General features: G+C 62.4%; 27 protein-coding genes. 15 read left to right on the forward strand and 12 right to left on the reverse strand.

The window, feature by feature from the left end:
- Positions 1–10: 10 nt before the first annotated feature.
- The 5 genes from HEP69_RS09940 to HEP69_RS09960 all read right to left on the reverse strand — a co-directional run bounded on the left by HEP69_RS09940 (position 11) and on the right by HEP69_RS09960 (position 4449).
- Positions 11–538 (reverse strand): GNAT family N-acetyltransferase, encoded by a 528-nt coding sequence (locus HEP69_RS09940; RefSeq protein ID WP_290558359.1) that lies wholly within the window; start codon positions 536–538, stop codon positions 11–13.
- Positions 535–1047 (reverse strand): GNAT family N-acetyltransferase, encoded by a 513-nt coding sequence (locus HEP69_RS09945; protein ID WP_290558360.1) that lies wholly within the window; start codon positions 1045–1047, stop codon positions 535–537. The genes HEP69_RS09940 and HEP69_RS09945 overlap by 4 nt, the downstream gene beginning before the upstream one ends.
- Positions 1044–1571 carry a GNAT family N-acetyltransferase gene (locus HEP69_RS09950; RefSeq protein WP_290558361.1) on the reverse strand — a complete coding sequence of 176 codons (528 nt, stop codon included), beginning with the start codon at positions 1569–1571 and terminating at the stop codon, positions 1044–1046. The genes HEP69_RS09945 and HEP69_RS09950 overlap by 4 nt, the downstream gene beginning before the upstream one ends.
- Positions 1572–1704: 133 nt before the next feature.
- Entirely contained in the window at positions 1705–3204 is a 1500-nt protein-coding gene (gene ffh / locus HEP69_RS09955; protein WP_290558362.1) for a signal recognition particle protein, read from the reverse strand.
- A gap of 663 nt (positions 3205–3867) precedes the next feature.
- Positions 3868–4449, reverse strand: coding sequence for an NAD(P)H-dependent oxidoreductase (locus HEP69_RS09960; protein ID WP_290558363.1), 582 nt, complete (start codon positions 4447–4449; stop codon positions 3868–3870).
- Positions 4450–4579: 130 nt separating this feature from the next.
- On the opposite strand from HEP69_RS09960, the gene HEP69_RS09965 reads away from it, so the two are divergent.
- The 3 genes from HEP69_RS09965 to HEP69_RS09975 all read left to right on the forward strand — a co-directional run bounded on the left by HEP69_RS09965 (position 4580) and on the right by HEP69_RS09975 (position 7817).
- Complete coding sequence (locus tag HEP69_RS09965) at positions 4580–5458, forward strand: LysR family transcriptional regulator (protein WP_290558364.1); 879 nt, start codon at positions 4580–4582, stop codon at positions 5456–5458.
- On the forward strand, positions 5455–6339 hold the full coding sequence (locus HEP69_RS09970; RefSeq protein WP_290558365.1) for a DMT family transporter: 885 nt from the start codon (positions 5455–5457) through the stop codon (positions 6337–6339). Before HEP69_RS09965 ends, HEP69_RS09970 begins: the two co-directional genes overlap by 4 nt.
- Positions 6340–6533: 194 nt before the next feature.
- Positions 6534–7817 (forward strand): alpha/beta fold hydrolase, encoded by a 1284-nt coding sequence (locus tag HEP69_RS09975; RefSeq protein ID WP_290558366.1) that lies wholly within the window; start codon positions 6534–6536, stop codon positions 7815–7817.
- 144 nt (positions 7818–7961) lie between these two features.
- Here the strand turns inward: HEP69_RS09975 and HEP69_RS09980 are convergent, their stop codons facing one another.
- Together HEP69_RS09980 and HEP69_RS09985 are read right to left on the reverse strand one after the other, a co-directional pair.
- The gene (locus HEP69_RS09980; RefSeq protein ID WP_290558367.1) at positions 7962–9290 is read right to left on the reverse strand and encodes an esterase-like activity of phytase family protein; all 1329 of its coding nucleotides are present in this window, start codon (positions 9288–9290) and stop codon (positions 7962–7964) included.
- Between the two features lie 102 nt (positions 9291–9392).
- Positions 9393–9740: a metalloregulator ArsR/SmtB family transcription factor gene (locus HEP69_RS09985; protein ID WP_290558368.1), complete on the reverse strand. Its 348-nt coding sequence runs from the start codon at positions 9738–9740 to the stop codon at positions 9393–9395.
- A gap of 370 nt (positions 9741–10110) precedes the next feature.
- Between HEP69_RS09985 and HEP69_RS09990 the strand changes: the two genes are divergently transcribed.
- From HEP69_RS09990 to HEP69_RS10020, 7 genes are all read left to right on the forward strand, one after another.
- Entirely contained in the window at positions 10111–11013 is a 903-nt protein-coding gene (locus HEP69_RS09990; RefSeq protein WP_290558369.1) for a LysR substrate-binding domain-containing protein, read from the forward strand.
- 186 nt (positions 11014–11199) lie between these two features.
- Positions 11200–11562, forward strand: a complete 363-nt coding sequence (locus tag HEP69_RS09995) for an AtpZ/AtpI family protein (RefSeq protein ID WP_290558370.1) — start codon at positions 11200–11202, stop codon at positions 11560–11562.
- A 45-nt stretch (positions 11563–11607) separates the two neighbouring features.
- On the forward strand, positions 11608–12315 hold the full coding sequence (locus HEP69_RS10000; RefSeq protein WP_290558421.1) for a F0F1 ATP synthase subunit A: 708 nt from the start codon (positions 11608–11610) through the stop codon (positions 12313–12315).
- A gap of 64 nt (positions 12316–12379) precedes the next feature.
- Complete coding sequence (locus tag HEP69_RS10005; RefSeq protein ID WP_050928673.1) at positions 12380–12616, forward strand: F0F1 ATP synthase subunit C; 237 nt, start codon at positions 12380–12382, stop codon at positions 12614–12616.
- Between the two features lie 87 nt (positions 12617–12703).
- Positions 12704–13234 carry a F0F1 ATP synthase subunit B' gene (locus tag HEP69_RS10010; protein WP_290558371.1) on the forward strand — a complete coding sequence of 177 codons (531 nt, stop codon included), beginning with the start codon at positions 12704–12706 and terminating at the stop codon, positions 13232–13234.
- Positions 13234–13794: a F0F1 ATP synthase subunit B gene (locus HEP69_RS10015; RefSeq protein WP_290558422.1), complete on the forward strand. Its 561-nt coding sequence runs from the start codon at positions 13234–13236 to the stop codon at positions 13792–13794. Before HEP69_RS10010 ends, HEP69_RS10015 begins: the two co-directional genes overlap by 1 nt.
- Positions 13795–13966: 172 nt before the next feature.
- Complete coding sequence (locus tag HEP69_RS10020; RefSeq protein ID WP_290558372.1) at positions 13967–14782, forward strand: phosphate ABC transporter ATP-binding protein; 816 nt, start codon at positions 13967–13969, stop codon at positions 14780–14782.
- 91 nt (positions 14783–14873) lie between these two features.
- On the opposite strand, the gene HEP69_RS10025 is transcribed toward HEP69_RS10020, so the two are convergent.
- Positions 14874–15641: a FadR/GntR family transcriptional regulator gene (locus tag HEP69_RS10025; protein WP_290558373.1), complete on the reverse strand. Its 768-nt coding sequence runs from the start codon at positions 15639–15641 to the stop codon at positions 14874–14876.
- Positions 15642–15734: 93 nt separating this feature from the next.
- Here HEP69_RS10025 and HEP69_RS10030 point away from each other — a divergent pair, with 93 nt between their 5' ends.
- The 3 genes from HEP69_RS10030 to HEP69_RS10040 all read left to right on the forward strand — a co-directional run bounded on the left by HEP69_RS10030 (position 15735) and on the right by HEP69_RS10040 (position 20148).
- Positions 15735–16136: a hypothetical protein gene (locus HEP69_RS10030; protein ID WP_290558374.1), complete on the forward strand. Its 402-nt coding sequence runs from the start codon at positions 15735–15737 to the stop codon at positions 16134–16136.
- A 127-nt stretch (positions 16137–16263) separates the two neighbouring features.
- Positions 16264–19719, forward strand: a complete 3456-nt coding sequence (gene smc / locus HEP69_RS10035) for a chromosome segregation protein SMC (protein WP_290558375.1) — start codon at positions 16264–16266, stop codon at positions 19717–19719.
- Positions 19720–19770: 51 nt separating this feature from the next.
- A complete protein-coding gene (locus tag HEP69_RS10040; RefSeq protein ID WP_290558376.1) occupies positions 19771–20148 on the forward strand; it encodes a hypothetical protein in 378 nt (125 codons plus the stop codon).
- A gap of 320 nt (positions 20149–20468) precedes the next feature.
- On the opposite strand, the gene HEP69_RS10045 is transcribed toward HEP69_RS10040, so the two are convergent.
- From HEP69_RS10045 to cobD, 3 genes are read right to left on the reverse strand one after another with little or no spacing between them, the layout of a single operon-like run.
- A complete protein-coding gene (locus tag HEP69_RS10045) occupies positions 20469–21638 on the reverse strand; it encodes a lytic murein transglycosylase (RefSeq protein ID WP_290558377.1) in 1170 nt (389 codons plus the stop codon).
- Positions 21639–21682: 44 nt separating this feature from the next.
- Entirely contained in the window at positions 21683–22588 is a 906-nt protein-coding gene (cbiB, locus tag HEP69_RS10050) for an adenosylcobinamide-phosphate synthase CbiB (protein WP_290558378.1), read from the reverse strand.
- Positions 22585–23541, reverse strand: a complete 957-nt coding sequence (gene cobD, locus HEP69_RS10055) for a threonine-phosphate decarboxylase CobD (protein ID WP_290558379.1) — start codon at positions 23539–23541, stop codon at positions 22585–22587. Before cobD ends, cbiB begins: the two co-directional genes overlap by 4 nt.
- Positions 23542–23716: 175 nt before the next feature.
- Between cobD and HEP69_RS10060 the strand changes: the two genes are divergently transcribed.
- Positions 23717–24079, forward strand: a complete 363-nt coding sequence (locus tag HEP69_RS10060) for a response regulator (protein ID WP_290558380.1) — start codon at positions 23717–23719, stop codon at positions 24077–24079.
- Here HEP69_RS10060 and HEP69_RS10065 read toward each other — a convergent pair.
- Positions 24076–25050 (reverse strand): glutathione S-transferase family protein, encoded by a 975-nt coding sequence (locus HEP69_RS10065; protein ID WP_290558381.1) that lies wholly within the window; start codon positions 25048–25050, stop codon positions 24076–24078. The two genes, HEP69_RS10060 and HEP69_RS10065, sit on opposite strands and share 4 nt — an antisense overlap.
- Positions 25051–25245: 195 nt before the next feature.
- Here HEP69_RS10065 and HEP69_RS10070 point away from each other — a divergent pair, with 195 nt between their 5' ends.
- Positions 25246–25596: a hypothetical protein gene (locus tag HEP69_RS10070; protein ID WP_290558382.1), complete on the forward strand. Its 351-nt coding sequence runs from the start codon at positions 25246–25248 to the stop codon at positions 25594–25596.
- Positions 25597–25715: the final 119 nt, after the last annotated feature.

Consider the following 25715-nt stretch of genomic DNA (forward strand, 5'->3'; position numbering starts at 1 on the left):
AGTGTTACCCTCATGCCAGAGCCTCGGGGGCTGGATGACGGTACACGTTCATCGCGCCGAACCGCTCATGGGTAAATCGGCCATCTGGCCTTGCACCCAATCGGGTTGCGACGGCGGCGGAGGCATCGTTGCCCTCGGCCACAAGGCTGATCAGAGTGGTCCAGCCCAGTGTGTCATAGGCATAAGCACGCGCGGCACGCGCGGCTTCGGTGGCATACCCCTTGCCGGTGGCATGTTCCGCCAGATCCCAGCCCAGCTCATGTTCCGGGAAGCCTTCAGGATACCACAGGCCGGTGATCCCGATCCATTGATCGCTTGCCTTTTCAATGATGGACCAGCGGCCAAAGCCCCGCAGCAGCCAGTGACCGGCTTCCATCGCAAGACTGCGCCAAGCCAATTCGGGTGTCATCGGCCCGCCCACGAATTTAGAGTGATCCGTGGCATAAAACGCGGCCACGTCCGGAAAATCGCTCAGCGTATGGGCCCGCAGGATCAAGCGGTCGGTTTCCAGTCGGGGGATGGTGATCTGAGCGGTCATGTCCGCAACCCTTCTGCACAGCGCCGAAAGGCCACGCAGCCCGGCAGCGGCACAGCTGCCGCAGGATCCGATTTGGCGCCCAGCCGCAAGGCCAGCGCGCGAGAGGCATGGTTTTCGGCGTCAATGTAGCTCACCACGCTTGACCAGCCGAGATCGGCAAAAAGATGAGTCAGGACTGCCCGGCAGGCTTCGGTGGCAAAGCCATGCCCTTCGGCATCGGCGGTCCAGAGCGTCCAGGTGAATTCAGGCGGATGCCGCTCGTCCATCGCCAGTGGGCCGACATGACCGATCGGGGCGCCGTTTTGAGCGATCACGTAACGGCCAAAGCCACGCAGCGTCCAATGGCCAATGATGGCTGCGAATGTGTCAAACGCTTCGGGAGCGGTAAACGGGCCGCGCACAAAGCGCGAGCGGTCGGATGCGCAATACCTGGTATAGGCGCCGAGATCCGTGGTCCGAGGTTGGCGGAGGCACAAGCGTCGCGTGGTCAGCTGGGCGGCGGCACTCATTGCGGCCTCCGGTGACGGTAGACTGTGGTGTCATCCGCGGTCTCACCGCGCGGCAAGGGAGCGTTCGGGTCTGGCGTGGCGCCGAGACATGTAGCCAGCGCTTCGGACCGGGTGTTGCCGGGCGTGATATAGCTGACGATGCTCGGCGCGTCAGAGGCGGCCCAGTACCAATCCAGTGCGGCCCGGGCGCCCTCCTGGGCGTAGCCATTGCCTTCGGCGGAGGCGCCCAGACTCCAGCCCAGTTCGGGTTCGGGAAAGGCATCCGGTTTGAGGATGCCGATATCGCCCAAGAAACGGTCTTCTTTATCGGTAAGCGTCCAGGCGCCGAAGCCGTGTAGGCACCAGTTGGCGCTGTTGTTTGCGAAATAGTCCCAGGCCGCATCGCGGTTGAACGGGCCACCCATGTATTTCATGCGCGGGTCGGCGAGCATGGTGGCGAAAGCCGCGAAGTCGCGTGCCTCGTGGCCGCGCAGGATCAGACGGGCCGTCTCGATCCGGGGGATATGGGTGGAGAGGGGCGTCATCGCAGCGTGAACGGGATCCGAAAGCCGCGCTGCCGCGCGACACTTGATGCCACGGAAAGGCGGATGCGACGCAATTCGTCGCGCGCAGCACCGGTGGCGGACAGCCGTATTTGAGAAGAGAAGAAAGGGCGGGTCATTTCTTTTTGCCGAAGCCGGAGAGGCCGGGCGGCAAGGCCATGCCGCCACCCAGGCCCGGAAGCTTGCCCGCACCGCCCATTTGTTTGGCGGCCGCTTCGAGCGCTTTGGGGTCCATACCTTGCGCCATGGCGGCGGGGTCCATGCCGCCTTTGCCCATCATCGCCTTCATCGCCTGTTTCATCATGCCGCCTTTACCCTTGCCGAGCTTTTTCATCATGTCGGACATCTGGCGGTGCATCTTGAGGAGCTTGTTGAGGTCCGAGACCTCCATGCCCGACCCTTTGGCGATGCGTTTCTTGCGGCTGGCCTGCAGGATCTGCGGCGCGGCGCGTTCCTTTTTTGTCATCGACTGGATCATGGCGATCTGCTGGCGCAGGATCTTGTCGTCGAAGCCTGCCTCCTGCACCTGTTTGGCCATTTTGCCCATGCCGGGCATCATGCCCATCATCCCTTCCATGCCGCCCATCTTGATCATCTGTTCGAGCTGCATCTTGAGGTCGTTCATGTTGAACTGACCTTTGGACATGCGGCGCATCATCTTTTCGGCCTGCTCGGCCTCGATGGTTTCCTGGGCCTTTTCGACAAGGGCGACGATGTCGCCCATCCCGAGGATGCGGCCTGCGACGCGGTCGGGCTCGAACGTTTCGATCGCGTCCATCTTTTCACCCAAACCGACAAAGCGGATGGGCTTGCCGGTGACCGCGCGCATGGACAAGGCGGCCCCGCCGCGCCCGTCGCCGTCCATCCGTGTCAGAACCACGCCTGAGACGCCGATCTTGTCGTCGAATTCGGTGGCAACGTTCACTGCGTCCTGACCGGTGAGCCCATCGACCACCAAGAGCGTCTCACGCGGCTGCGCCACGTCGCGCACGGCGGCGGCCTGCGCGATCAACTCCTGATCGATGTGCAGGCGTCCGGCTGTGTCAAGCATGTAGACGTCGTAGCCGCCCAAGGACGCCTGTGTCTTGGCCCGTTTGGCGATGGCGACGGGGTATTCGCCCTTGACGATGGGAAGGGTGTCGACGCCGATCTGGGCGCCCAGAATGGCGAGTTGCTCCATCGCGGCCGGGCGGTTGGTATCGAGCGAGGCCATCAACACCTTCTTGCCCTCGCGGTCTTTCAGGCGTTTGGCGAGCTTGGCTGTTGTCGTGGTTTTGCCCGACCCCTGAAGGCCCACCATCAGGATGGGTGCCGGTGGGTTGTCGATTTTCAGTGCGCCGGGGTCGCCGTCGCCTTGCAGCACATGCACCAGTTCGTCATGTACGATCTTGACGACTTGTTGGCCGGGCGTGACCGATTTGGTGACAGCCTGTCCGGTGGCCTTGTCCTGCACAGCCTTGACGAAATCGCGCGCGACCGGGAGGGAGACGTCGGCCTCCAAGAGGGCGACGCGCACCTCACGCAGGGCGGTCTTGACGTCTTCTTCGGACAGGGCACCCTGTTTCGTCAGCCGGTCGAAGACGCCAGAGAGACGCGTCGATAGGTTTTCAAACATGTCTCGGCCTCCTGCGCCGGTCGGTCGTTCTGCCCCAGACATAAGCAAGGGCGGCTCAATGCACAAATGCCCCCACGGGCGCAACGCGCTGGTGGAGGGCGATCCCCTGAGGGCGGGGACCGGAAGGATGACGCTTCCGGATCTGTGGGGGAGGTAGATCGGATATCGAACGGAGTCAAGTCCGGGGCGGCGGCGGCGCGGGTCTTTTTGGGATCGTGTTGGACCGCATCGCGACCGATCTTTCGGGCGAGGAGCATTTGCCGCGGCGTTGCGCGGACCGGCTCCAGGCCGGGTGTGGTCCACGCCCGCAATTCGGGCCGCGATTTCGACTTAGCGAAAGTGGGGGCGTGCGCGCATCGTCCCAAGGACCATGTCACAACCGAGGATCATTTGTGCCCAGCGGACGAGGACGGCCAGGCCACCACACCCAGACCGCCGCCGAGGATGATCAGGATCAGCGTCGCCCACAGGCTGCCTGACAGGATCAAAACGCCAGGGCGTCGCAAGGGCCAAACGGAGGATCGGCGTGCTGATCGCGAGACCCAACTGTGTCCCTTTGGCAATCCGCACTGGGTCGGTTTTGCGGGTGACTTTCCTGAGCCAAAGCGCACGGCGCCGCGCGGTTGTGTCAAACTCCTGCGCGGATGCGCCGCCACCCGGGTGTCACGCGGCGAGCCGTGTCACCGCCCGATATGCGGAATCCAATGCCGCCGCAGGATCAATGGCCAATTGGTCGGCCGCCACGACCTCGACATCGGTGATGCCGACAAACCGCATGATATGCGCGACATAGCCGCTTGCAAATTCGAGTTCCGACCCGATCTTGGTGCCACCGGAAAATACTGCGATAACCGCGCGCTTGCCGTAGAGCAGACCTCGGGGGCAATTCGCAGTGTACTCAAACGTGCGACCGGAGCGCCTGGCCAGGTCGATCCAGGCCTTGAAGCTGGCGGGGACCGAAAAGTTGTAGATCGGCAGACCGATCACAACGGTGTCGGCGGCGATCAGTTCATCGACCAGTTGGTCGGACAAGGCCAGTATGAAATTCTGTTCGGTGCTGCGCTGGTCGGCGGCGGTGAAGGTGGCGGTCACCCATGCGTCGTCGATCTGCGGCAGTGGCGCTGCCAAATCGCGCCGAACCACCTTGTCGGGGCCCAGATGCGCGACGATCCGGCTGGAAAGCTTCCGGGAGGTGGAACCGGTGAGGCGGGTCGAGGCGTCGATATGCAGAAGGGTGTTGGCCATGACAGAATGTCCTTTGAGGTGCGCGGCGTATCGGTCAGGTCCAGAGAATTGATCCTTGCTAAATCGAACGCAACGCCCGATAAATCACATCATATGTGGATTTTCGCACATAACTTTTTCGAGGGGCAGTATGGAAAACTGGGACGAAGTCAAAACAGCCTTTCAGGTCGCGCGGATGGGCACGGTCAGCGGCGCGGCAGAGGTTCTTGGCGTGCATCATGCCACTGTGATCCGCCATATTGACGCCATCGAGGGACGGCTGGGGGTAAAGCTGTTTCAACGCCATGCGCGCGGGTACACGCCAACCGAGGCAGGCGAGGATCTGTTGCGCGTGGCCCAGGCGACCGAGGATCAGTTCAACCAGCTTTCGGGCAGGATCAAGGGGCAGGGTAACGATGTCACCGGTGAGCTGGTCGTGACCTCCCTGGTGTCCCTGGCCCCTTTGCTCACCCCTGCACTAACAGAATTTCAGACCGTGCATGACGGGGTGATCGTGCGCTTCCTGACCGGGGCGCGCCTGTTCCGGCTGGAATATGGCGAGGCGCATGTAGCGATCCGCGCGGGCACGGTGCCGGATCAGCCGGATAACGTCGTTCAGGCCTTTGGCAAGCAACGGATGGGGCTTTATGCCAGTCGCGCCTATGCCGAGCGGTACGGGGTTCCCGACACGCTTGCCGACTTTCCCAAACACAGGTTTGTCGATCATGACGATGCCAGTTCCCGCGCTCCGTTCAGCCGCTGGTTGCGCGCCAATGTGCCAACCGAGGCGATCATGTTCCGCGCCATCGATGACCGGACGTTGACGCAAGCCGTGCGACTGGGTGCAGGGATCGGATTTGTGCCCGAATGGCAAGCCGTGGATGAACCCGACCTGATCGAGGTGCTGCCACCCAGTGAGGAATGGGACGGTTTGGTCTGGCTGGTCACTCACGTGGATCTGCACCGCACCACGAAAGTGCAGGCGTTTCTGAGCTTTCTCAAGGAAAAGGCAAAGGATTGGGATCTATGAGCCCAGCCCTTCAGGGTCATGCCGCTATGCTGCTTTTCTCGGCCCTGGTGGCGGGGTCGTTTTCGTTGGGCTCACTGGCCGCAAACGAGATTGCGCCTGCGGCCCTCAACGCAGCACGATTTGCATTGGCCGCACTGGTGATCGGTGTGGCGGCACTGGCGCTGGGCAAGCTGGACCGTGCGGCGTTTGCAGCACCCTGGCGCTATCTGGTGCTGGGCGGGCTCTTTGCGATCTACTTCGTGTTGATGTTCGAAGGGCTCAAGACCGCACCGCCGGTCAGCGCGGCGGCGGTTTTCACGCTGACGCCGGTGATGGCGGCAGGCTTCGGGTATCTGCTGATGCGCCAGATCACGACGCCGCGCATGGCGCTGGCGCTGGCGATTGGCGCTGGCGGCGCCCTGTGGGTCATCTTCCGTGCTGATCTGACCGCGCTCAGGGCATTTCGCATTGGCGGTGGCGAGGTTATCTATTTCTGGGGCTGTGTGGCGCATGCGATCTATACGCCGATGGTGCGCAAATTGAACCGGGGCGAGCCTGCGGTCACCTTCACCTTTGGCATGCTCTTGGCGGGGTGTGTGGTGCTGCTGGTCTGGGGATGGAGCGATATCCGGGCCACCGATTGGGCGGGGCTGCCGGGCATCGTGTGGATCACGCTGGTCTATATCGCGATCTTTGCCAGCTCGGCCACATTCGTTCTGCTGCAATTCGCGACGCTGCGGCTGCCTTCGGCCAAGGTGATGGCCTATACCTATCTCACCCCCAGCTGGGTCATCCTGTGGGAGCTGGCGCTGGGCAACGGCGCCCCGCGCGGGTTGGTGCTGGGCGGTATTGGTCTGACGGTTCTCGCGCTGCTCTTGCTGTTGAAGGACAGCGACGCGTGAGGCGGCGCATGGCCTGGCCCCGACGTGTCGGCCAGCATGCGCAGGTCGACACCTCTGCGCAGTGCGGCTGTCGCCATCACGGGTCGGCAGACCGTCCGTTCTGCCCCAGATTGTGTCTTTGGGGGAAGATGGCCTGTGCATCCCGGGCCAAGGGGACTAGCTTTCCCGCATAACATCGCAATCAGGAGAGTCTCATGCGTTCTGCCGTCACTGCCCTCACACTCGCTACCGCGACCATGGCGCAGGCTGAGAATAGGATTGATGTGGTGCGGCCCGACGCACCCGCCCTTGCCGCCTATGGCGCGTTCAAGGTGGGCGTCACGACCCTGACCTTTGTGAACGAAGATCAAATCGATTTGGTCAACACCCCGGCCGAGGGCGATGTTCCAATCTATGATCGGCCTCTGACCGTCGAAGTCTGGTATCCCGCAGCATCCGACACGACATCCGGCAGCAGCTTTGAGGTGATCCTGCGGGATGGCGAAAGCACCGCGACCCTGACCGGTCAGGCCGCGCGGGACGCGCAACCGCGTACCACCGGGACCTTTCCGCTTGTCATCGTCTCGCACGGCTATCCCGGCAACCGGTTCCTGATGTCGCCACTGGCCGAGAACCTGGCATCCAAGGGCTATGTCGTGGCCTCCATCGATCATCGCGACAGCACCTATGACGATCAAACGGCTTTTGGCTCCACTTTGGTCAACCGCCCCTGGGATCAACGGTTTGTTCTGGATCAGATGACCGATCTCGACAGTGATCTCGGAGCGATCATCGAAGACGACAATGCCGCGATCATCGGGTATTCCATGGGCGGCTACGGCGCGCTGATCTATGCCGGCGCAGGCGTAACGGAGGCCAGTACACAATATAGCTGGGGCGCGCCTCAAGGCCTTCTGGACCGCAACAGGATGGGCAGCCAGAGCCATCGGGAGTTGGAAGACGACCGGGTCAAGGCTTTTGTCGCCTTTGGCCCTTGGGGCAACAATACAGGCTTTTGGGATGCTGATGGTCTGGCCGGGGTCGACAAGCCGCTGATGCTGATCGCCGGCAGTGTGGATTCCGTCTCGGTCTATGAGGCGATGCGCGGGATCTTTGAAGGGACGCTGAACACCACGCGTCATCTTTTGACCTTCCAGAACGCGAACCATAATGCGGGTGCACCGATGCCTGCACCGGTCGAAAGCTATGCGCTGCCGGCCGTGAACGGCTGGTTCCCGTTCGAGCACTATGCCGATCCGGTTTGGGACAACACCCGGATGAACAACATCAGCCAGCATTTCATCACTGCTTATCTTGATCTGCACCTCAAGGGCGACGCGGCCAAGGCGGATTACCTCGATCTGGTTCCCAGCGGCGCCGAGGCTGTCTGGTCGCTTGATGACGCGGGCCAACCGACAGAGACCCACACCTATTGGGAAGGGTTCCGTGAGCAAAGCGCGGTCGGTCTGCGGTTCGAGACAAGACAGGCTGGCGAGTAAGGCGAGAGTTGGCAGGGCGGTGTCGCCGCCCTGCCGTTTCCTATCAGGCCGCCCGCACGGGACGGCAGATCCGCCCCGCACCGGGGCGATCCCGGAGGCCATTGCCGTAGGGCGGGATTTATCCCGCCGCAGCTTTTCGATGGCTCAGCGCGCAGACAACAGTTCGGGCACATGCAGGCGAATGATTTCGTTGCTGTCGGCCACGCCCAGCTCCCTGCCCGCCGAGAACGGCAGGTTGTTGTCGTTTGACACCAGAATATGCTCGTCGCCATCGCGGAGCACGCTTTCGATGGTTACGAAAGGAAACACAAAGGTCCCGTCCGCCACATCGCCCGAGGTTCCGGTCATCCGGCTGATATTGTCGGGGTCCTGAATATCCATCAGGTCGATCTGAGCGACGCGGCGCACAAAGCCGTCTGCGTCGATCTGGGCTGTGTCGATCAGGGTCACGCGTTTGACCTCGGCGGGACGATCAAAGCAGCCCTCGGTGGCCCCATCCGTGCAGGCCGCCGACGGGTGGCCCTGACCGCCATCGCGTTCGATGACCAATGCACGGGTGTCGTCGATGAAGTTGAAATCGCCAATCGCGACAGCACCCTCGGTCAGCGCGAATTTGAAGCTGTCACCGGTCCATTCGCGCGCGACCGGATCAAAGGCCAGAACCCTTAGAAAGTTACCTTCTGTCGCGCCCGCATCATCCAGCAACGGTTTTTCCAGCATACCCCAAAGCAGGCTTTGATCCGGTGTCAGCGCCAGACCTTCATACCCGCCCGAACGCGGCAGTTTCCAATCCGCGCCACCCGCAGCGGGGATGCGCAGCGCTGGATGATCGGGTGAGCGTAGCTCCTCACCATCGACCTGTGTCGGGTAGACGCCGGTGACCTTGCCATCCAGCGTGGCCGCGATCAGGTAAGGTCCGAACTCCTCGCCGATCCAGACGGTATCGCCCACAACCTGTAGCCCTTCGAGGTCGAAATCACCCCCCGTCAGATAGCGGGTCTCGGTCGCTTCATGGATGATGCGGAACGGCACGTGATGGTCAGGGTCATGCAGCCAGACACGGTCGTTGATCGCGATCTCTCCGGTCTCGAAATCAGGTGTGATGCGGGTGAACCCCAGCAGCGCGTCGGGGCTGTTGGCCTTGGAACCGAAGCCGTTGTCGATCAGCGCGTAAAGGCTGCCATCCTCTGCCCGGTTGAGCGCATAGCCGGAAAACCCTTGCAGCGGCTGTCCGAAGAACGGGCGCATCAGGCCGTTTTGCTCGATGCTCAAGGGTGTGTTTGCGGGAGTGGCTCCGTTGGTGAATTTGCCGGAGATCCACGTCTCTTGCGGAGCATCGGCCGGTGGGACGGAAAACGAGAACGCGGGCAAAACTGCGTGGCCTGCAAGCGTGGCGGGCACCATATCCTGCGCGGCCAGTGGCAGGGCGGTCACGCTGGTCAAGGCGAGGGCGAGGGAAGTCAGGCGAAACATCGAGCATCTCCGGTATTTGCATCTAGATCTGCAAATCCTGGCGCGGCTTGGTAACACTTCCTTGACCGATTGATGACGATTGCAAAACGCTTTGGCCGGGGCTCAGGTGGGCGCGACCGGACCCTCTTCGTGGTTCAGTTCACGCTCCAGAAAGCGCTCGAACGCATCGAGGTTCACCGCCTCGAACTGACCAAAGCTCTGCATCCAGATCGAGGCGTCGCGCATCGCGTCGGGTTCCAGCTTGCACCATTTTACCCGCCCGCGCTTGTCCTGGCTGATCAGGCCCGCGCGGGTCAGAATGGTGAGATGTTTGGAGATCGCAGCCAGCGACATCTCGAACGGATCGGCTACGTCCGTGACCGCCATATCGTCTTCCAGCAGCATCACAAGGATCTGCCGTCGGGTCGGATCGGCCAGAGCGGCAAAAACAGCATCGATCGAACTGGGCATACCAACCCTTCTAAGCCGAGGGCCGGCGTGGGTCAAAGCCTTGGATGAATTTCGCGTTGTGAGGGCAGTTCGAGGTTCAACAGATCGCGTTCGCTGGGCGACAGGTTGATGTCGCGGGCGATGTGATCCGAGAGCCTGTCCGGCCGACAAAGGCCAAGGCGCGGGCGAACGCGGGGTCTTGGTCTGCGCAGATCCCGAAAGCGTTTGCGAATGGCACAGATTAAGGAGCTGCCAAGAGGCAGCGACTGGATCAGAAAGCGCATGAAAAGTGCCTTTTTATATTGGGCTCTGGGGCTTTTTGTCATGCCTGGTGCGTGTGGACAAACATCGTTCCTTGACATGACCTGTGCAGAAAAATCACATTACCCATATGACACGCACCCTCCCTCCCCTGAATGCTCTGCGCGCGTTTGAAGCGGCCGGCCGACATGAAAGCTTTAGCCGCGCGGCCGAAGAGCTGGGCGTGAGCCATTCCGCGATCTCCCGCCATGTGAGGGGTCTTGAGGAACGTCTGGGCGCGCAGCTTTTTCGCGAGATATCACGCGGCGTGGGATTGACGGCAGATGGGCGGGCCTATCTGGGCCGGATCAGCCCGGCGCTCGATATGATCGCAGAGGCGACGGACGAGGTTACCGAAACCCCAGCGGGCCGCGTCACCATCAGCGCAGAGCCACTGTTTACGGCCAAGGTGGTCATTCCGCGCCTGCCTCGGTTCTATGAGGTTTATCCGGATGTCGAGCTGCGGATCGATCCGTCCCATACGCTGGCGGATCTGGATCGCTATGAGGCCGACATCGCCATCAGGTTCGCGGTGCGCGGGGTTTTGGACCAGCCAGCCGATCTGCTGAGCAATGCGCCGCTCTATCCGTTTGCCGCCCCGGGGCTGTTGGAGGGGGACCGGATCACGCCGGAGGATCTGCGGCGCCATCGGCTCTTTGCCGACCGTGACCCAGGGATCTGGGATGACTGGTGTGATGCTGCGGGGTTCGATATCCGGCCCGGCTTGCACGGGGATTGGCGGATGAGGCCAATCTATGCGCTGGAGGCCGCGGTCAGTGGGTTGGGTCTGTTTCTGGGCGCGATGGACGGCGCCGCGCATGATCTGCGCGAGGGTCGCTTGGTGCGGGTCTCGGACGTGGCGATACAAAGCGGCGCGTTTTACCTGATTTACGGGGCGCAGGCCGGTCGTCGAAAGGCAGTCAAACAAGTGCGCCGTTGGCTTTTGGAGGAGACCAGGGATCTGCGTATGCCGGAAAATCAACCTTTTGGTTGAATGACGGAAATGCTGACATTCAAGTGAAACCGCGCCTGCGGCGGAATGGCAGCACCTGGAAAGGTGGAAATTTTTCTAATTAAAATCAATGCACTATCGGATGGTTTGCGCAAGATCGCAACGAATTGACTCAGGTCGCAGCACAGCATATCCCATCCCCGAACCATCCAAGGGGATGTGACCTGCGTGACGGATCCCGACCAGACCAAAAAGATGGCTGAGCTGGAGGCCCGGATTGCCGCCGCAAAGGCGGCACAGGCGCCGAAACCGAGGGCGGATGAGCACTATTCCCAGGCGCAGCTTGCCTGGCGCATGGTGATTGAGCTGGTGGCCGGTTTGGGCATCGGTTTTGGGATCGGATACGGGTTGGATGCGCTTTTCGGCACCACACCGTTCCTCATGATCCTGTTCATATTCTTCGGCCTCGCGGCCGGCATTCAGACGATGATGCGCTCCGCGAAAGAGGTTCAGAAGAAACAGTTGGCCGAGCAGGCCGAGAGAGACGCAAAGGCTGCTGATGCAGCCCAGCATGACGACGAGAGGACCTGAGACGTGGCAGAACCGACAGAAGGCGGCGGTCTTGAGTTTTACCCGATGGATCAGTTCATCATCAAACCATTGTTTGGTGGTGATGTGGTCAACTGGTACACGCCCACGAACTCCACCCTGTGGTTGTTTCTGGCAATCCTTGCGATCATTGGGCTGATGGTGTTGACCACCTCCAGGCGCGCCATCGTGCCGTCGCGTGGCCAATCGATTGCCGAACTGGCCTATGGCTTTGTCTATAAGATGGTCGAGGATGTGACCGGCAAGGACGGGATCAAGTACTTCCCGTACATCATGACGCTGTTCCTGTTTATCCTTTGCGCCAACTTCCTCGGTCTGATCCCGATGTCCTTTACCACCACCAGCCACATCGCGGTGACCGCGGTCATGGGGTTTGGGGTGTTCATCGCCGTTACCGTTCTGGGCTTTGTCAAGAACGGTGCCTCGTTCCTGAGCCTCTTTTGGGTGTCGGCCGCGCCGCTCCCCTTGCGCCCGATTTTGGCGATCATTGAGCTGATCTCGTATTTCGTGCGCCCTGTGAGCCACTCCATTCGTCTTGCGGGCAACATGATGGCCGGTCACGCGGTTCTCAAGGTGTTTGCCGGATTCGCCCAGGTCGCTGCCGTTGCCCCAATCGCCATTATCGGCGTGGTCGCGATCTATGGCCTCGAAGTGCTGGTTTCGGCCATTCAGGCATATGTCTTTACCATTCTCACATGCGTCTATCTGAAAGACGCGCTGCACCCGCATCACTAACGCGCGGCGGGACAAGTCCCGCCCTACAAGAACTCAACCATTCCATCGTAAGGAGACTAAGGTCATGGAAGGCAATATCGCAGAACTCGGTCAATTCATCGGCGCAGGCCTGGCAGCCATCGGTTCAGGCGCCGCTGCTATCGGTGTGGGCCACGTGGCAGGCAACTTCCTGGCGGGCGCGCTGCGCAACCCGTCGGCAGCCGCCGGTCAGACCGCAACCCTCTTCATCGGCATCGCATTCGCAGAGGCGCTGGGCATCTTTGCCTTCCTCGTCGCTCTGCTGCTGATGTTCGCCGTCTAAGGCCTTTCGGAAGACTTATCCTTACGGTCGGGCGGCGCGCGTTTTGCGGGCCGCCCGATGTAACGGCACCTTCCCAAGGAGGACGACATGGCAACCGAGACCACAGGTGAAGCCACCCAGGCCGCGGGCATGCCGCAGCTTGAGTTCTCGACCTTTCCCAACCAGATCTTCTGGCTGGTGATCACGCTGGTCGTGATCTATCTGATCCTGTCACGGGTCGCATTGCCCCGGATCGGCGGCGTGTTGGCCGAACGGACGGGCACAATCACGAATGACATCGCCAAGGCCGAAGAGCTGAAAGCGCAAGCCGTCGAGGCAGAAGCCGCCTATAATCGCGCGCTGGCCGAAGCCCGGTCAGAGGCGCAACGCATCGCCGCCGAAGCGCGCGCGGACATCCAGGCGGGCCTCGACGATGCGATTGCCAAGGCCGATGCCGAGATATCGGCCAAGGCGGCGGAATCGGAAAAGGCGATTGCAGAAATCCGGGCCGGAGCGCTGGAAAGCGTGAAGGAGGTTGCAACTGTGACCGCTGCGGAGATTGTCACCGCACTGGGGGGCAAAGCCGACACCAAAGCCGTCGCTGCCGCGATCGAGACACGGATCAAGGGGTCAGCATGATGCGCATTACATTCGCCTTTCTTCTGACTTTCGGAGCGGCCACACCCGCTCTGGCGGCCAAAGGCCCGTTCTTTTCGCTGGCCAACACCGACTTTGTGGTGATGATCTCGTTCTTCCTGTTCCTGGGAGTTCTGTTCTATTTTAAGGTCCCGGGGCTGATCGTCGGATTGCTGGACAAACGCGCCGAGGGCATCCAGTCGGAACTGGACGAGGCCCGCAAACTGCGCGAAGAGGCCCAAACCATCCTCGCTTCCTATGAGCGCAAGCAAAAAGAAATGCAGGAGCAGGCCGACAAGATCGTGGCGGCGGCCAAGCAGGAGGCGGCGGCCGCCGCCGAGCAGGCCAAAGCGGACCTCGCGACCTCCATCGCGCGGCGCATGGCGGCGGCCGAGGACCAGATCGCCTCGGCCCAGGCATTGGCCGTGCGCGAAGTGCGCGATCAGGCCATTGCCGTTGCGGTCGCTGCCGCGCGGGACGTGATTGCCAAGGACATCACTGCGACCGCCGGGAACAAGCTGATTGACGAGGCGATCTCGGACGTTGGAGCCAAGTTCCACTAGGCCGTTTCAGTGACGTGACAGACAAGCCCCGGATGCCGCCGCATCCGGGGCTTTGTTTTGTGAAGGTTTTGCGAAGATTTGATGAACCGGGGTTCAGATCAAATCTGATGTCATCAAACGATGCCAGCCTTTCTCTGACCGGGGATGCCCTCCGGCCTCAGAGGAGGATGTCATGCGCGATTACCTGTCCAGCCCCCAAACTCCATCCACCAAGCTAGGCGACAATGCACCACCGGTTCTGACGGTGCGCGACCTGTCGCTTTGGTACGGGGAAAAACAGGCGTTGAAGGAGGTGAGTTTCGAGCTTTACCCGCGTGAGGTCATGGCCTTTATCGGGCCGTCGGGCTGCGGCAAGTCCACCGCCCTGAAATGTCTCAACCGGATGCATGACGAGACGCGCGGTGTGCGGATCGAGGGGCAGATATATATGCATGACCGCAACATCTATGACCCGGAGATCGACCCACCTGTCTATCGCCGCCACTTTGGCTGGGTTGCACAGAAACCGAACCCATTCCCCAAGTCCATCTATGAAAACGTGGCCTATGGCGCGCGCATTCACGGACTGACGCGGACCCGTGCCGATATGGATGCCCATGTAGAGCGGTGTCTGCGCCGCGCGCACCTTTGGGAGGAGGTCAAGGATGGGCTGCATTCCAAAGATGGCACCGATCTTTCGGGCGGCCAACAGCAACGTCTGTGTATTGCGCGCGCGCTGGCGACGGAGCCGGATGTGATGCTGATGGATGAGCCGACCGGGTCGATCGATCCGATTGCGACAGCCAAGGTCGAGGACCTGATGATGTCGCTGCGCGAGGATCTGAGCGTGGTGGTGATCACCCATTCAATGATGGAAGCGCGGCGCGTGGCGGATCGGGTGGCCTATTTCCACATGGGTGAGCTGTTGGAATGTGGTCCTGTCGGCCAGGTTTTTGACCACCCCCGCCATCAGCAGACCCGGGCGTTCATTTCGGGCCGGACAGGATAGGCGCGTCTGCCCGTCGCGGGTCTGGTCGGGGCTGGGGAAGGCTTTGCCATCATGCGCTGGCCACCACGCGGGAGGTGGCGAGGGCCCTGGCTCAGCTGCCGAGTTCCTGCTGCAGGCGTTTGCGAGCGATCACCTCGTTCCGTTCGGTCTTTTGATGATCGGCAAGGGCTTGCCCGACATAGCCCAGATGCGCCTCAATCGCCGCTCGCGCGCCTTCAGGGTCGCGGTCTTGCAGCGCCTGGTTGATCGCGCGGTGTTGATCGAGAAGGGCAGCACGTGTCGTGCGCTGTTTGAACATGACCTGACGGTTGTAGAACACCCCCTCGCGCAGCAGATCGAACATCGAGCGCATCATATGCAGCATGACGATGTTGTGGCTGGCCTCGATGATGGCGGTGTGAAACTGCGCATCGAGTGCCGCATCGTCTTGCGGGTTGCGTCGCGCCTGGGCAGCTTCCATCTTGTCGAAAATGGCCTGGATCACCTTGAGATCGCTGTCCGAGGCGAGGCGCGCTGCGCGTTCGGCGGCAAGCCCCTCCAGGTCGCGGCGAAAGGAAAGATAGTCAAAGACCGCCTCGTCATGGGTCGCGAATAGCCTGGTCAGTGCGGGCGAGAAGGCCGAGCCCAGAACATCGGCCACATAGATGCCGGACCCTGCCCGGGTAGCCAGCAGCCCCTGCTGCTGGAGTTCGGCCACCGCATCGCGCAGAGAGGGGCGCGAAACGCCCAGCCGCTCCGACAGCTCCCTCTCCGACGGGAGCCGGTCACCAGGGCGCAGGATGCCGCGCAGGATCAACCCTTCGATCTGGCGCACGACCGAGGTGGAAAGCTTTTCCGATTGGACTGGTTCAAAGGGCATGGGGCCTCGCCGGTTTGATCAAAACATATGACCGCGCGGAAGGCGCCGCAATGGCGCAAGGGTTTGTTAACCGCAATTGGGCAGTTTGGGACCATGCGATTTGTGATCCTGTGTCTTTGTCTGATGGCGTGCAACACGCCCAGCCCAGAATTTCGGGGGCTGGCGGCCCAGCGTGTAACGGTCGACGGCAGCACCTTTGACGTGCGTGTCCGGGGCGACCTGGCAGAGGCCATTCGCATCAATATGCAATACGCACCTCGGTTCGGCCCGATCGAAGGGCGGGCGGCCCAGGCTATGGCAATGGTCAGTGGCTGTTCGGTCACGCGCATCACAGGCGATCAGGCGCTGGCGCTGGGGCAGCTCGATTGCGATGGGGCAGGACGCCCCGGTTGGGTGCCGACGCCTCCACTGGGCCTGGAGTGTTACGAGATCGACAGCTGGCACGGAACCGGGCAGGGGCGTGAGTCTCTCGAATTCGATTGTCAGCCGTTTTAGGGGGCAAGGGGCAATATCTTGTGGATAACCCACCGTTCCCTGCCACATGCAGGGGCAGCGCCGTTGACAGACCACCCTTGAACCGGTCACGCTATTTGTTCATGCGGAATCACGGGACACGTCCGATTTGCGATTTTCCAAGCTCAGGCTGACCGGCTTCAAAAGCTTTGTCGATCCCACCGACTTGATCATTTCAGATGGTCTGACCGGTGTTGTCGGGCCCAATGGCTGTGGCAAGTCCAACCTCTTGGAGGCCTTGCGCTGGGTGATGGGGGAAAACCGACCGACCGCGATGCGCGGCGGCGGAATGGAGGATGTGATCTTTGCGGGTGCGGCGACACGCCCAGCACGCAACTTTGCCGAGGTGCAGCTCTTTCTCGATAACAGCGACCGGTTGGCACCTGCAGGCTTCAACGACAACGACACGCTGGAGATTGTGCGCCGCATCACCCGGGATGTGGGCAGTGCGTATAAGACAAATGGCAAGGATGTGCGCGCGCGCGATGTGCAGATGCTGTTTGCCGATGCGTCGACCGGGGCGCATTCGCCGGCTTTGGTCCGGCAGGGACAGATCTCAGAGCTGATCAACGCCAAACCGAAGGCGCGGCGGCGCATTCTGGAGGAGGCGGCCGGGATCAGCGGGCTCTATCAACGCCGCCATGAGGCGGAGCTGAAGTTGAAAGGCGCCGAGAGCAACCTCACGCGCGTGGATGATGTGATCGAGCAACTGGCCGCCCAGTTGCAGCAACTGGCCCGGCAGGCCCGTCAGGCAGCGCGCTATCGCGAGATCGGCGAGGCTCTGCGGCAGGCCGAGGGCATGCTCCTATATCGGCGCTGGCGCGAGGCGGATGAGGCGCGCGCCGCGGCCGATGAGGCGTTGCGGACCCGCACGACCGAGGCCGCGCAGGCCGAGACAGCGGCACGCCAGGCCGCGCAAGGGCGCATCCAGGCCGATGAGGCCTTGCCGCCGCTGCGAGAAGAGGAGGCGATCGCGGCGGCCGTCTTGCAGCGTCTTACGGTGCAGGGGGATCGGTTGAACGATGAGGAGGCGCGGGCCGCGGCGCTGATCGCCACGCTCGAGGGCCGGATTGATCAGCTTGCGCGCGATATTGATCGCGAAAGCGGGCTCAACCGTGATGCGGGCGAGACCATCGAGCGGCTGGACTGGGAAGCGCGCGAGCTTGCCAAAGCCTCTGACGGGCATGACGCGCGGCTGGCGGCGGCGGCGGAGGCCGCCCATGAGGCCGCCGTGACTTTGCAGGACCGCGAAACCAGCTTGGCGCAGGTGACCGAGGATGTGGCCCGTCTGGCCGCCCGCCACCAATCCGCGCAGCGCCTGTTGGAAGACAGCCGCAAGACATTGGCGCGGTCCGAGGCCGAGGCAGGCAAGGCGCGCGACGCCGTGGCCGCCGCGCAGGAGGCGTTGACTGGGGCCGCGCTGTCGCAGGAGCGTGCAACCCGCGCGGAGGCCGAGGCGCAGGCGCTGGCCACCCGGGCGGACGAGGCGCTGAACGCAGCCGACATTGCCCGCGGCGAGACGCAGACGCGGGAGGCCGAGGCGCGTGCGCAACGCTCGGAGGCCGAAGGCGAGATGGGCGCGCTCAGGGCCGAGGTGTCCGCACTCGTCAAGCTGGTGCAGCGTGACACGGCCGAAGGCGGGCAGGTTCTGGATCAGCTGACTGTCACGCCGGGGTATGAAAAGGCCTTGGGTGCCGCGCTGGCCGACGATCTGCGCGCCCCTGCCGTGGCCGCGGATGGCCCCTCGGGCTGGGCCGCGCTGTCACCCTATGATCAACCGCAGCCCCTGCCCGAAGGGGTGCATCAATTGGCCGCCCATGTGACGGTCCCCGATGTGATGTTACGGCGTATCACGCAAATCGGGCTGGTAGACGCCGATGATGGCCCACGTCTGCAACCGTTTTTACAGCCCGGTCAAAGGCTGGTGTCGGTGGAAGGTGATCTGTGGCGTTGGGATGGTTACCGCGCCTGGGCCGAAGACGCGCCAAGCGCGGCGGCGTTGCGCCTGGAACAGCTCAACCGTCTGGAGGCGCTGAAACAGGAGATGGAGCGTGTGGGCGCCCGTGCCGATGCCGCGCGCCTGGCCCATGAGGCGCTGACCAAGCGGCTGGCGGAGTTGACGGAGGCCGACCGCGCCGCCCGTCAGGCCCGGCGCGAGGCTGACACGCAACTGGCCGATGCGGGCCGCGCGCTCAGCCGGGCGGAGGCCGATCGCAACCTGGCCGAGGGGCGCCTGGAGACGATGAACCTCGCCGTGACCCGGCATCAGGAGGACGCGACCGCCGCCCGGCTGCAACTGCGCGAGGCCGAGACGGCGGCGGGTGGTCTGGGTAATCTCGATGCCGCGCGCGCCCGGGTGGAGGATATCAAGATCACCGTCGAGGCGGCGCGGATGACCATGATGGCCAAACGCTCGGCCCATGATGAGTTGCGGCGCGAGGGGGAGGCACGGCTTAAACGCGCGCAGGAGGTTACGAAAGAGGTCAGCGGCTGGAAGCACCGGCTGGAGACGGCGGAGAAGCGGATTTCCGAGCTGACAACGCGCAAGGCTGATAGTGAGAGCGAACTGGCAACGGCAAGCGCTGCTCCGGCAGACATCGCCGCTAAGCGTGAGGCCCTTGTCGGAGAGATCACCCAGGCCGAGGCGCGGAGGGCTGCGGCCAGCGACGCGCTTGTCGGTGGGGAGGCCGCGCAGCGTGCGGCTGTGGAGGCCGAGCGGACCGCCGAGCGCGCGGCGTCCGAGGCGCGCGAAGCCCGCGCCGGTGCGGAGGCACGCGCAGAGGCCGCGCGGGAGTCCGTTGCGGCGGCGGCCGAGCGGATCGCCGACGACCAGCAGCTGACGCCCAACCAGCTCTTGACGCAGCTCGATGTGAACCCCGATGACATGCCCCATGCCGATCAGCTTGAGGCCGAGGTCAATCGCCTCAAGCGGCAGCGCGACGCGCTGGGTGCGGTCAACCTGCGTGCCGATGAGGACGCCAAGGAGGTCCAGGAGGAACACGACACGCTGGTGCAGGAAAAAATGGATCTCGAAGAGGCGATCCGCACCTTGCGCAGCGGCATCTCCAGCCTGAACCGAGAGGGGCGCGAACGGTTGCTGACCGCGTTTGAGCAGGTCAACAGCAACTTCTCGATGCTGTTCAAGCACCTCTTTGGCGGGGGAGAGGCCAATCTGGTGATGGTGGAGAGCGACGATCCCCTGGAGGCGGGCCTTGAGATCATGTGCCAGCCGCCGGGCAAGAAGCTCTCGACGCTCAGCCTCTTGTCGGGGGGGGAACAGACGCTGACCGCGCTGGCGCTGATCTTTGCGGTGTTTCTGGCCAATCCCGCGCCGATCTGTGTGCTGGATGAGGTGGACGCGCCTTTGGACGACGCGAACGTCACCCGGTTCTGCGATCTGCTGGACGAGATGTGCCGCCAGACCGAAACACGGTTCCTCATCATCACCCACCACGCGGTAACGATGAGCCGGATGGACCGTCTGTTCGGGGTCACGATGGCCGAGCAGGGGGTGTCACAGCTCGTCTCGGTCGATCTGAAGAAAGCCGAGGCGATGGTCGCCTGATAAGCGCATTGTGATGTTGGGTTGAGCGGTGCCTGCGCTAGGCTGCGGGGTATGAAAATTTCAATAATCTGGTCGGTGTTTGTGCTGGCGGCGAGCGGCGCGACCGCACAGGACTGGAACCTGCGGGACAGCGATGCGGTTTTGGGCGCCGCGGAAATGGCGATGATCGCCGATGGCGGATCGCTCACCTATTACGATGACGGGGTGTCGCTGTTTTCCGCGGGAGGGGCCTATTCCTATACTTATGCCGATGGGGGCGGGACCGCCTTTGGCCAGTTTCGTATCGAAGAGGGCGGGCAGATCTGCATCGACTATCGAAACGGCTTTGCGCGCTGCGACATGTATGTGCGCAACAACGGGCGGCTTGTTCTGCTGACCGCAGATGGCGAGCGTTATCCGGTCAAGGTCGAGACCGGTGTTGCGCCGTAACCGCCGCATCAGCGCCGCCGATTAAGATTTTGGACATCTCCCGCTTCTAGCGTTTTCCCACCGCAAACCCTTGCGGTGAAAGGAGGTGTTTGTGTTGACATGACACAAGAGACGTTCTGGAAATGGATGGTGTTTCTGACAGGGGCGGGTTTGGTTCTGGGCATCATCCGGCTTGTTTTGAGCCTATAGATTTTGAACCAGTTGGCCGCGCAGAGATGATAGCTCTGCGCGGCCATTAGAGTGGTTGCGTTGCCACAGGCACGTTCTGGAAAGCCCATAATATAGCAATTCCCTTAGATTTGGTAAAGGATCGGCCCCGCTCAGAGCCGGTTGAGCAAGGCAGGCGTCGGCCAGGCATCGACAGGCAGCCCCAGCCGCGCCTGCTCAGCACGCACGGCGGCACGGGTGCCCGCGCCCAGAATGCCGTCGATATTGCCCACATCGTGTCCGCGTGCGCGCAGCCTTTGCTGAAGCGCTTTCATCTTATCACCGCTCAGCCCCGGCTCGGGGGTGCCTGCGTCATAGACCGGCGCGCCCTCCAATCGGGTGGCGAAATAGGCGGCCGTCAGAACATAGGTAAAGCTCTGGTTCCACTCGAAATACACGTTGAAATTCGGATAGGCGATAAAGGCCGGGCCGCGATGGCCTTGCGGAATGATAATCGAGGCGGGCAGATCGGGCCGGGCAAAGGTACCAGCGCGGGGCACGACACCTAACGTGGCCCAGTCCTGAGCACTGCGTACTTCATTCAGGCCGGTCAGCGACCAGTCGAACCCCTCGGGCATCCGCACTTCCTCCAGCCACGGCTCGCCCGCGCGCCAGCCCAGGTGTTGCAGCATCTTGCCCCCCGACATCAGCGCGTCGGGCGCGGAGGTCTTGAGATACACATGCCCGTCGCCATCGCCATCCACCCCGTTTTCCAGGATATCACGGGGCAGCATCTGCACCATGCCGATCTCACCCGCCCAGGCGCCGCTGGTGCGCGCGGGGTCGAAATCGCCGTTCTCATAAAGCTCAAGGGCAGCAAAGATCTGAGGGCGGAAAAGCGCGGGTCTGCGGCAGTCATGCGACAGGGTCACCAGCGCGTTGAGCGTGTTGAAATCACCCTGAAAGCTGCCGTAATCGGTCTCAAATGCCCAAAAGGCCAGGAGCACCCCACGCGACACGCCGAATTCCCGTTCGATCCGGTCAAACACGACGTCGTAGCGCTGTGCGTTCTGCCGCCCGCGGTCGATCCGGTTCTGCGAGATCAGGCGGCGCGAGAAATCGACGAAGGGGCGCTGGAACACGCCTTGCGCCCGATCGGCCCGCAGCACCTTCGGATCCTGGCGCGCGCTGGCGAAAAACGCCTCTACCGTGGCCGGGGCATGGCCCTTGGCGATGGCTTCGTCCTTGAGACCCGCAAGAAAGGCGGGGAACGATGCGCCACAGGCAGCGTGGAGCGGTGTGGCCATGAGGCTCAAAGCGGTCAAGATACTGATAAATCGCATGGAAAAATCCTTGAGTTCCTTATGCGGCAGAGCCTAACGTCGCCCTAGAAAATCGCAATCACAAGGCAGAGAGCGATCATTGCGCCCCAAGCCCGCCAGAGTGTCGTGACGGCGCGATCAATCTCATCTGGCCCGATGTCATGGCTGCCATCGCCATGCACAAATGGCAGCACGCGGCGCGCACCATCATAGCTGCGTGGCCCGGCAAGGGCGGCATTCAACACCCGCGCCATCGCGGCCTCGGGCCAGCCCGCATTGGGCGAACGGTGCAGCGCAGCATCGCCTTGGATCGCTCCCCAGCCGGTAAAGCGGCCCGAGGACAGCGCGATCAGCACGGCGGTCATTCGCGCCGGGATCCAGTTCATGACATCGTCCAGACGCGCCGCGGCCCAGCCGAACTCCTCGTACCTTTCGGTGCGGTAGCCGATCATGCTGTCGGCGGTGTTGATGACCTTATAGGCAAGGATCCCCGGCAGCCCGCCCAAAAGGAACCAGACCGCAGGGGCCACCACCCCGTCCGAGAGGTTTTCGGCAGCGCTTTCGATTGCCGCACGGGCCACGTCGCTCCGGTCCATCGCGGAGGTGTCGCGGCTGACGATGCGGGCGACCATCATGCGCCCGTCGGCCACCGAAAGGCGCAGCGCATCGGCCACCGCCCGCACATGCTGCACGAGCGAGCGTTGGGCCAGCAGAATGGCGACAACAAGCAGTTCGACCAGCGGACCGAACAGCGACAGGGCGAGGCCCAGCAGGATTGCCCCGGCCACAAGGATTGCCACCGTCAGAACACCGGCACGGCGCTTGTGCGCACCGCGATTGTACCGCGTCTCACACCAGGTCACGGCTTTGCCCATCAGGACCGCCGGGTGGGGCGCACGCGACCAAAGCCAGCGCGGCTCTCCCAGCACGGCATCAAGCGTTGCTGCGGCCGCGAGAACAGCGGCGCTCACAGCGCGTCCTCCAACTGTGTCCAGCGGTCTTCGGGGGGCAGGCCAAGACGGATCAGATCGTCGGCATATGGAAAGACCCGCGTCCAGATCTGGGCGTGGGCGAGGCGGGTCTGCCAATGCTCTGCGCAGTCAACGCGGTAGAGTCCGAAGAGATCCGTGCCTCCCACCGTTTCGGCCCCCGCACCGACCAGCATCGCATCCATCCGTTTGCGATTTTGCGACAGGCGCGCCCGGGTCCGTTCGGCCCAGTCTGTGTCCCCGAGAGCCTGTGCACCGACAAGCAGCGCGGGCCCCGAGACAGGCCAGGGGCCCAGCATGTCGGCCAATCGGGCAATGGTGTCCGCTGCGGCAATGGCAAAGCCCAGCCGCAGCCCCGCAAGCCCCCAGAACTTGCCGAAGCTCTTCAGCACCACGATACCGGGTCGGGCGGCATGTGCGATCAGGCTGTGATCCGGAATCACATCGCAAAAACTCTCGTCAATCACGGTCAGGCCGGGATGAAACGCGCCGGGCGAAAAGAGCCGCCCATCGGGATTGTTGGGATGCACCAGGACGCGCGCATCCGCCGGACCGTGATCGCGCACCTGCCAGCCCGCCGCGCGGAACGCCGCGCCATGTTCGTTATAGGTGGGTGGGGTGATCTGGACGCGGGTGCCTTGGATCAGGCGCGGCATCTGCGCGATCAGCGCCGACGCGCCGGGTGCGGCCAAAACCGCCGCCCCGTCTGGAACTTGCCAGAACCCGCGCGCCGCCTGTATCAGCCGATCTTGCGCCTCTGTGTCCGGCAGCGCGCTCCAGGCCGCGTCGGGAAATGTCGGCACCGGATAGGGTTGTGGGTTGATGCCCGTCGAAAGATCCAGCCACACCGCGCGCCTGCCTCCGAACCGGGCCATGGCTGCATCCAGATTGCCGCCATGATCGCGTGGCCGTGCATCGTGTAAGATGTGGGTCATCGAGGCTCCTGGATCATTCGACCGCATCGAACGGCGATTTCTCGCCGCTTTTTAGGCTAATTGCAGTGGATGTTAAGACTCTGATTGCAGCGTTAAGGAATTGTTAATCAATTCTGAACAAACCGTTAAGCAGGCAATCGGCGGTGGGTACGGCGTGAGCCTGGGAAGCGAAACCATGAATGTCTTGATCGTTGAAAGCAGTGTCGATCTGGGTGAGCTGTGGCAGCGCCACTTGCAACGCCAGAGGTCGAACGTGGACCTGGTCTACAGCCAGGATGCCGCAATCGAAGCGTTATGTCACAAGGCCTATGACATCATCGTGCTCGATCTGGTGTTGAACACCGGCAGTGCGCTGGCCGTTGCCGATTTCGCCAGTTACCGCCACCCGGACGCCCGGGTGATCTTTGTCACCAATACCACATTCTTCTCGGATGGCTCGATCTTTGCACACAGTCCAAACGCCTGCGCGTTCCTGCAAAGCTCCACCCCGCCCGAAGATCTGGCGGCGATGGTGGAGCATTACGCGATCCCGCGTTAACCACGATCATGCGGTGCGGCATAGTCCAGCACCGGGTTGATCGGGATGATCCGGTGCGGATTGATGCTGTCGTGGCTGTAATGATAGTGGCGCACGATATGGGCCATGTTCACCGTCTCGGCCACGCCGGGCCATTGATATAGCTCGCGGGTAAAAGCCCAGAGATTTGGGTAATCCACGATCCGGCGACGGTTGCATTTGAAATGCAAATGATAGACCGGATCGAAGCGGATCAGCGTGGTGAAGAGCCGCCAGTCGGCTTCAGTGACGCGCGCGCCCATCAGATAGCGGTTCCCGGCCAGCCGCGCCTCGATCCACTCCAGACTGTCGAAAAGCGCATGCACGGCCTCGTCATAGGCGGTTTGAGTGGTGGCGAACCCGGCGCGGTAAACGCCGTTGTTTACCGTGTCGTAAATGCGTGCGTTCACCCCTTCGATATCGTCGCGCATCTCCGTGGGCCAATAATCGTCGGTATTGCCGGTCAGCCCGTTAAAGGCGCTGTTGAACATCCGAATGATCTCAGAGCTTTCGTTGGAGACAATGGTGTTCTGCGCCTTGTCCCACAGGATTGGCACGGTGACGCGCCCGGAATAGGCAGGATCGGCGCGGGTATAGAGTTGATGGGCATGATCAGACCCAAAGAGCGGATCTCCGATGGCGCCGTGGTCATCGGTCTGAAAGCTCCAGCCCTGGTCCAGCATGTCAGGATGCACGGCCGAAACCGATATGTGATCTTCCAGCCCTTTGAGCGTGCGGAAAATCAGTGTGCGATGCGCCCAGGGGCAGGCGTATGAGACATAGAGGTGATACCGTCCGCTTTCGGCGGCAAACCCGGCCTTGCCGGATGGTCCGGTCCCGCCGTCCGCAGTAATCCAATTGCGAAACTGCGAGTGGGAGCGGACGAACTTACCCCCGGTTGACGCGGTATCATACCATTGATCGTGCCAGGTGCCGTCAACAAGTAGGCCCATATCGGCGCTCCTTTTTTGTGTCTTTGCAGGAATTTAAGGAATGAGAGGCGCCCTGAACACTCTCTACACTCGCGCAGCGGCCCTGCGGACGTGCACAAATTGCAACAACATGGGCGGAAGGCCGCGCGTGTTATTTGTGTTTTAGGGGAATCACTCCAGATTGATCAAAGGCGCGACCGAAGAAAGAGGGCGGCGATGACCACATTCCTACCCAAGAGTCTCCAGCAAGATATAGAGAGCGCACGGATCGCCGCACTGAAAAAGGCATCGCGCCTGCGCGTTCAGGCAGACGGACGCGAACACCCTGTGCTACGCCTCTGGTCGAACGGTTTTGCGGTTGAGACGGGCGTGGTGCCAACGTTGCGCGGGCTGGTCGATCTTTATGATGGCGCCAAACAGATCTCGCAGTGTCTGATCATCGCCTCGGAGGAGGATGCGGGCGAAATGCGTTATGAGTTCAAGCGCGCAACAGGGGTGACGGACCGCGCACCGCTTGACTTTTATCGTGCGCCATACGCGCCTGTGGCGCTCTTGGGCAAGGACTGAACAGTCGTCTGGGTGAGGGGCGCTGGACAGGGCGGACTGCCCAGCGCATGCGCCAATTCGCTTGGGTAGGATCGGCAACGAACGCTCTCTCGGCTGTCCGATCCGGGGCACGCCTGCGC

The organism is Aestuariivita sp., from assembly GCF_021404545.1.
Taxonomy (GTDB): domain Bacteria; phylum Pseudomonadota; class Alphaproteobacteria; order Rhodobacterales; family Rhodobacteraceae; genus Aestuariivita.

Bases quoted from the DNA above. Each gene is read 5' to 3' on its own strand.
- HEP69_RS10010 (WP_290558371.1), top strand. From the start codon at position 12,704: ATGGCAACCGAGACCACAGGTGAAGCCACCCAGGCCGCGGGCATGCCG.
- HEP69_RS10000 (WP_290558421.1), top strand. From the start codon at position 11,608: ATGGATCAGTTCATCATCAAACCATTGTTTGGTGGTGATGTGGTCAAC.
- HEP69_RS09975 (WP_290558366.1), top strand. From the start codon at position 6,534: ATGCGTTCTGCCGTCACTGCCCTCACACTCGCTACCGCGACCATGGCG.
- HEP69_RS09940 (WP_290558359.1), bottom strand. From the start codon at position 538: ATGACCGCTCAGATCACCATCCCCCGACTGGAAACCGACCGCTTGATC.
- HEP69_RS10045 (WP_290558377.1), bottom strand. From the start codon at position 21,638: ATGCGATTTATCAGTATCTTGACCGCTTTGAGCCTCATGGCCACACCG.
- HEP69_RS10015 (WP_290558422.1), top strand. From the start codon at position 13,234: ATGCGCATTACATTCGCCTTTCTTCTGACTTTCGGAGCGGCCACACCC.
- HEP69_RS10065 (WP_290558381.1), bottom strand. From the start codon at position 25,050: ATGGGCCTACTTGTTGACGGCACCTGGCACGATCAATGGTATGATACC.
- HEP69_RS10005 (WP_050928673.1), top strand. From the start codon at position 12,380: ATGGAAGGCAATATCGCAGAACTCGGTCAATTCATCGGCGCAGGCCTG.
- ffh (WP_290558362.1), bottom strand. From the start codon at position 3,204: ATGTTTGAAAACCTATCGACGCGTCTCTCTGGCGTCTTCGACCGGCTG.
- HEP69_RS10070 (WP_290558382.1), top strand. From the start codon at position 25,246: ATGACCACATTCCTACCCAAGAGTCTCCAGCAAGATATAGAGAGCGCA.
- HEP69_RS09970 (WP_290558365.1), top strand. From the start codon at position 5,455: ATGAGCCCAGCCCTTCAGGGTCATGCCGCTATGCTGCTTTTCTCGGCC.
- HEP69_RS10030 (WP_290558374.1), top strand. From the start codon at position 15,735: ATGCGATTTGTGATCCTGTGTCTTTGTCTGATGGCGTGCAACACGCCC.
- HEP69_RS09980 (WP_290558367.1), bottom strand. From the start codon at position 9,290: ATGTTTCGCCTGACTTCCCTCGCCCTCGCCTTGACCAGCGTGACCGCC.
- HEP69_RS10060 (WP_290558380.1), top strand. From the start codon at position 23,717: ATGAATGTCTTGATCGTTGAAAGCAGTGTCGATCTGGGTGAGCTGTGG.
- HEP69_RS09965 (WP_290558364.1), top strand. From the start codon at position 4,580: ATGGAAAACTGGGACGAAGTCAAAACAGCCTTTCAGGTCGCGCGGATG.
- cobD (WP_290558379.1), bottom strand. From the start codon at position 23,541: ATGACCCACATCTTACACGATGCACGGCCACGCGATCATGGCGGCAAT.
- HEP69_RS10020 (WP_290558372.1), top strand. From the start codon at position 13,967: ATGCGCGATTACCTGTCCAGCCCCCAAACTCCATCCACCAAGCTAGGC.
- HEP69_RS10040 (WP_290558376.1), top strand. From the start codon at position 19,771: ATGAAAATTTCAATAATCTGGTCGGTGTTTGTGCTGGCGGCGAGCGGC.
- HEP69_RS10025 (WP_290558373.1), bottom strand. From the start codon at position 15,641: ATGCCCTTTGAACCAGTCCAATCGGAAAAGCTTTCCACCTCGGTCGTG.
- HEP69_RS09985 (WP_290558368.1), bottom strand. From the start codon at position 9,740: ATGCCCAGTTCGATCGATGCTGTTTTTGCCGCTCTGGCCGATCCGACC.
- HEP69_RS09950 (WP_290558361.1), bottom strand. From the start codon at position 1,571: ATGACGCCCCTCTCCACCCATATCCCCCGGATCGAGACGGCCCGTCTG.
- HEP69_RS09945 (WP_290558360.1), bottom strand. From the start codon at position 1,047: ATGAGTGCCGCCGCCCAGCTGACCACGCGACGCTTGTGCCTCCGCCAA.
- HEP69_RS09960 (WP_290558363.1), bottom strand. From the start codon at position 4,449: ATGGCCAACACCCTTCTGCATATCGACGCCTCGACCCGCCTCACCGGT.
- HEP69_RS09990 (WP_290558369.1), top strand. From the start codon at position 10,111: ATGACACGCACCCTCCCTCCCCTGAATGCTCTGCGCGCGTTTGAAGCG.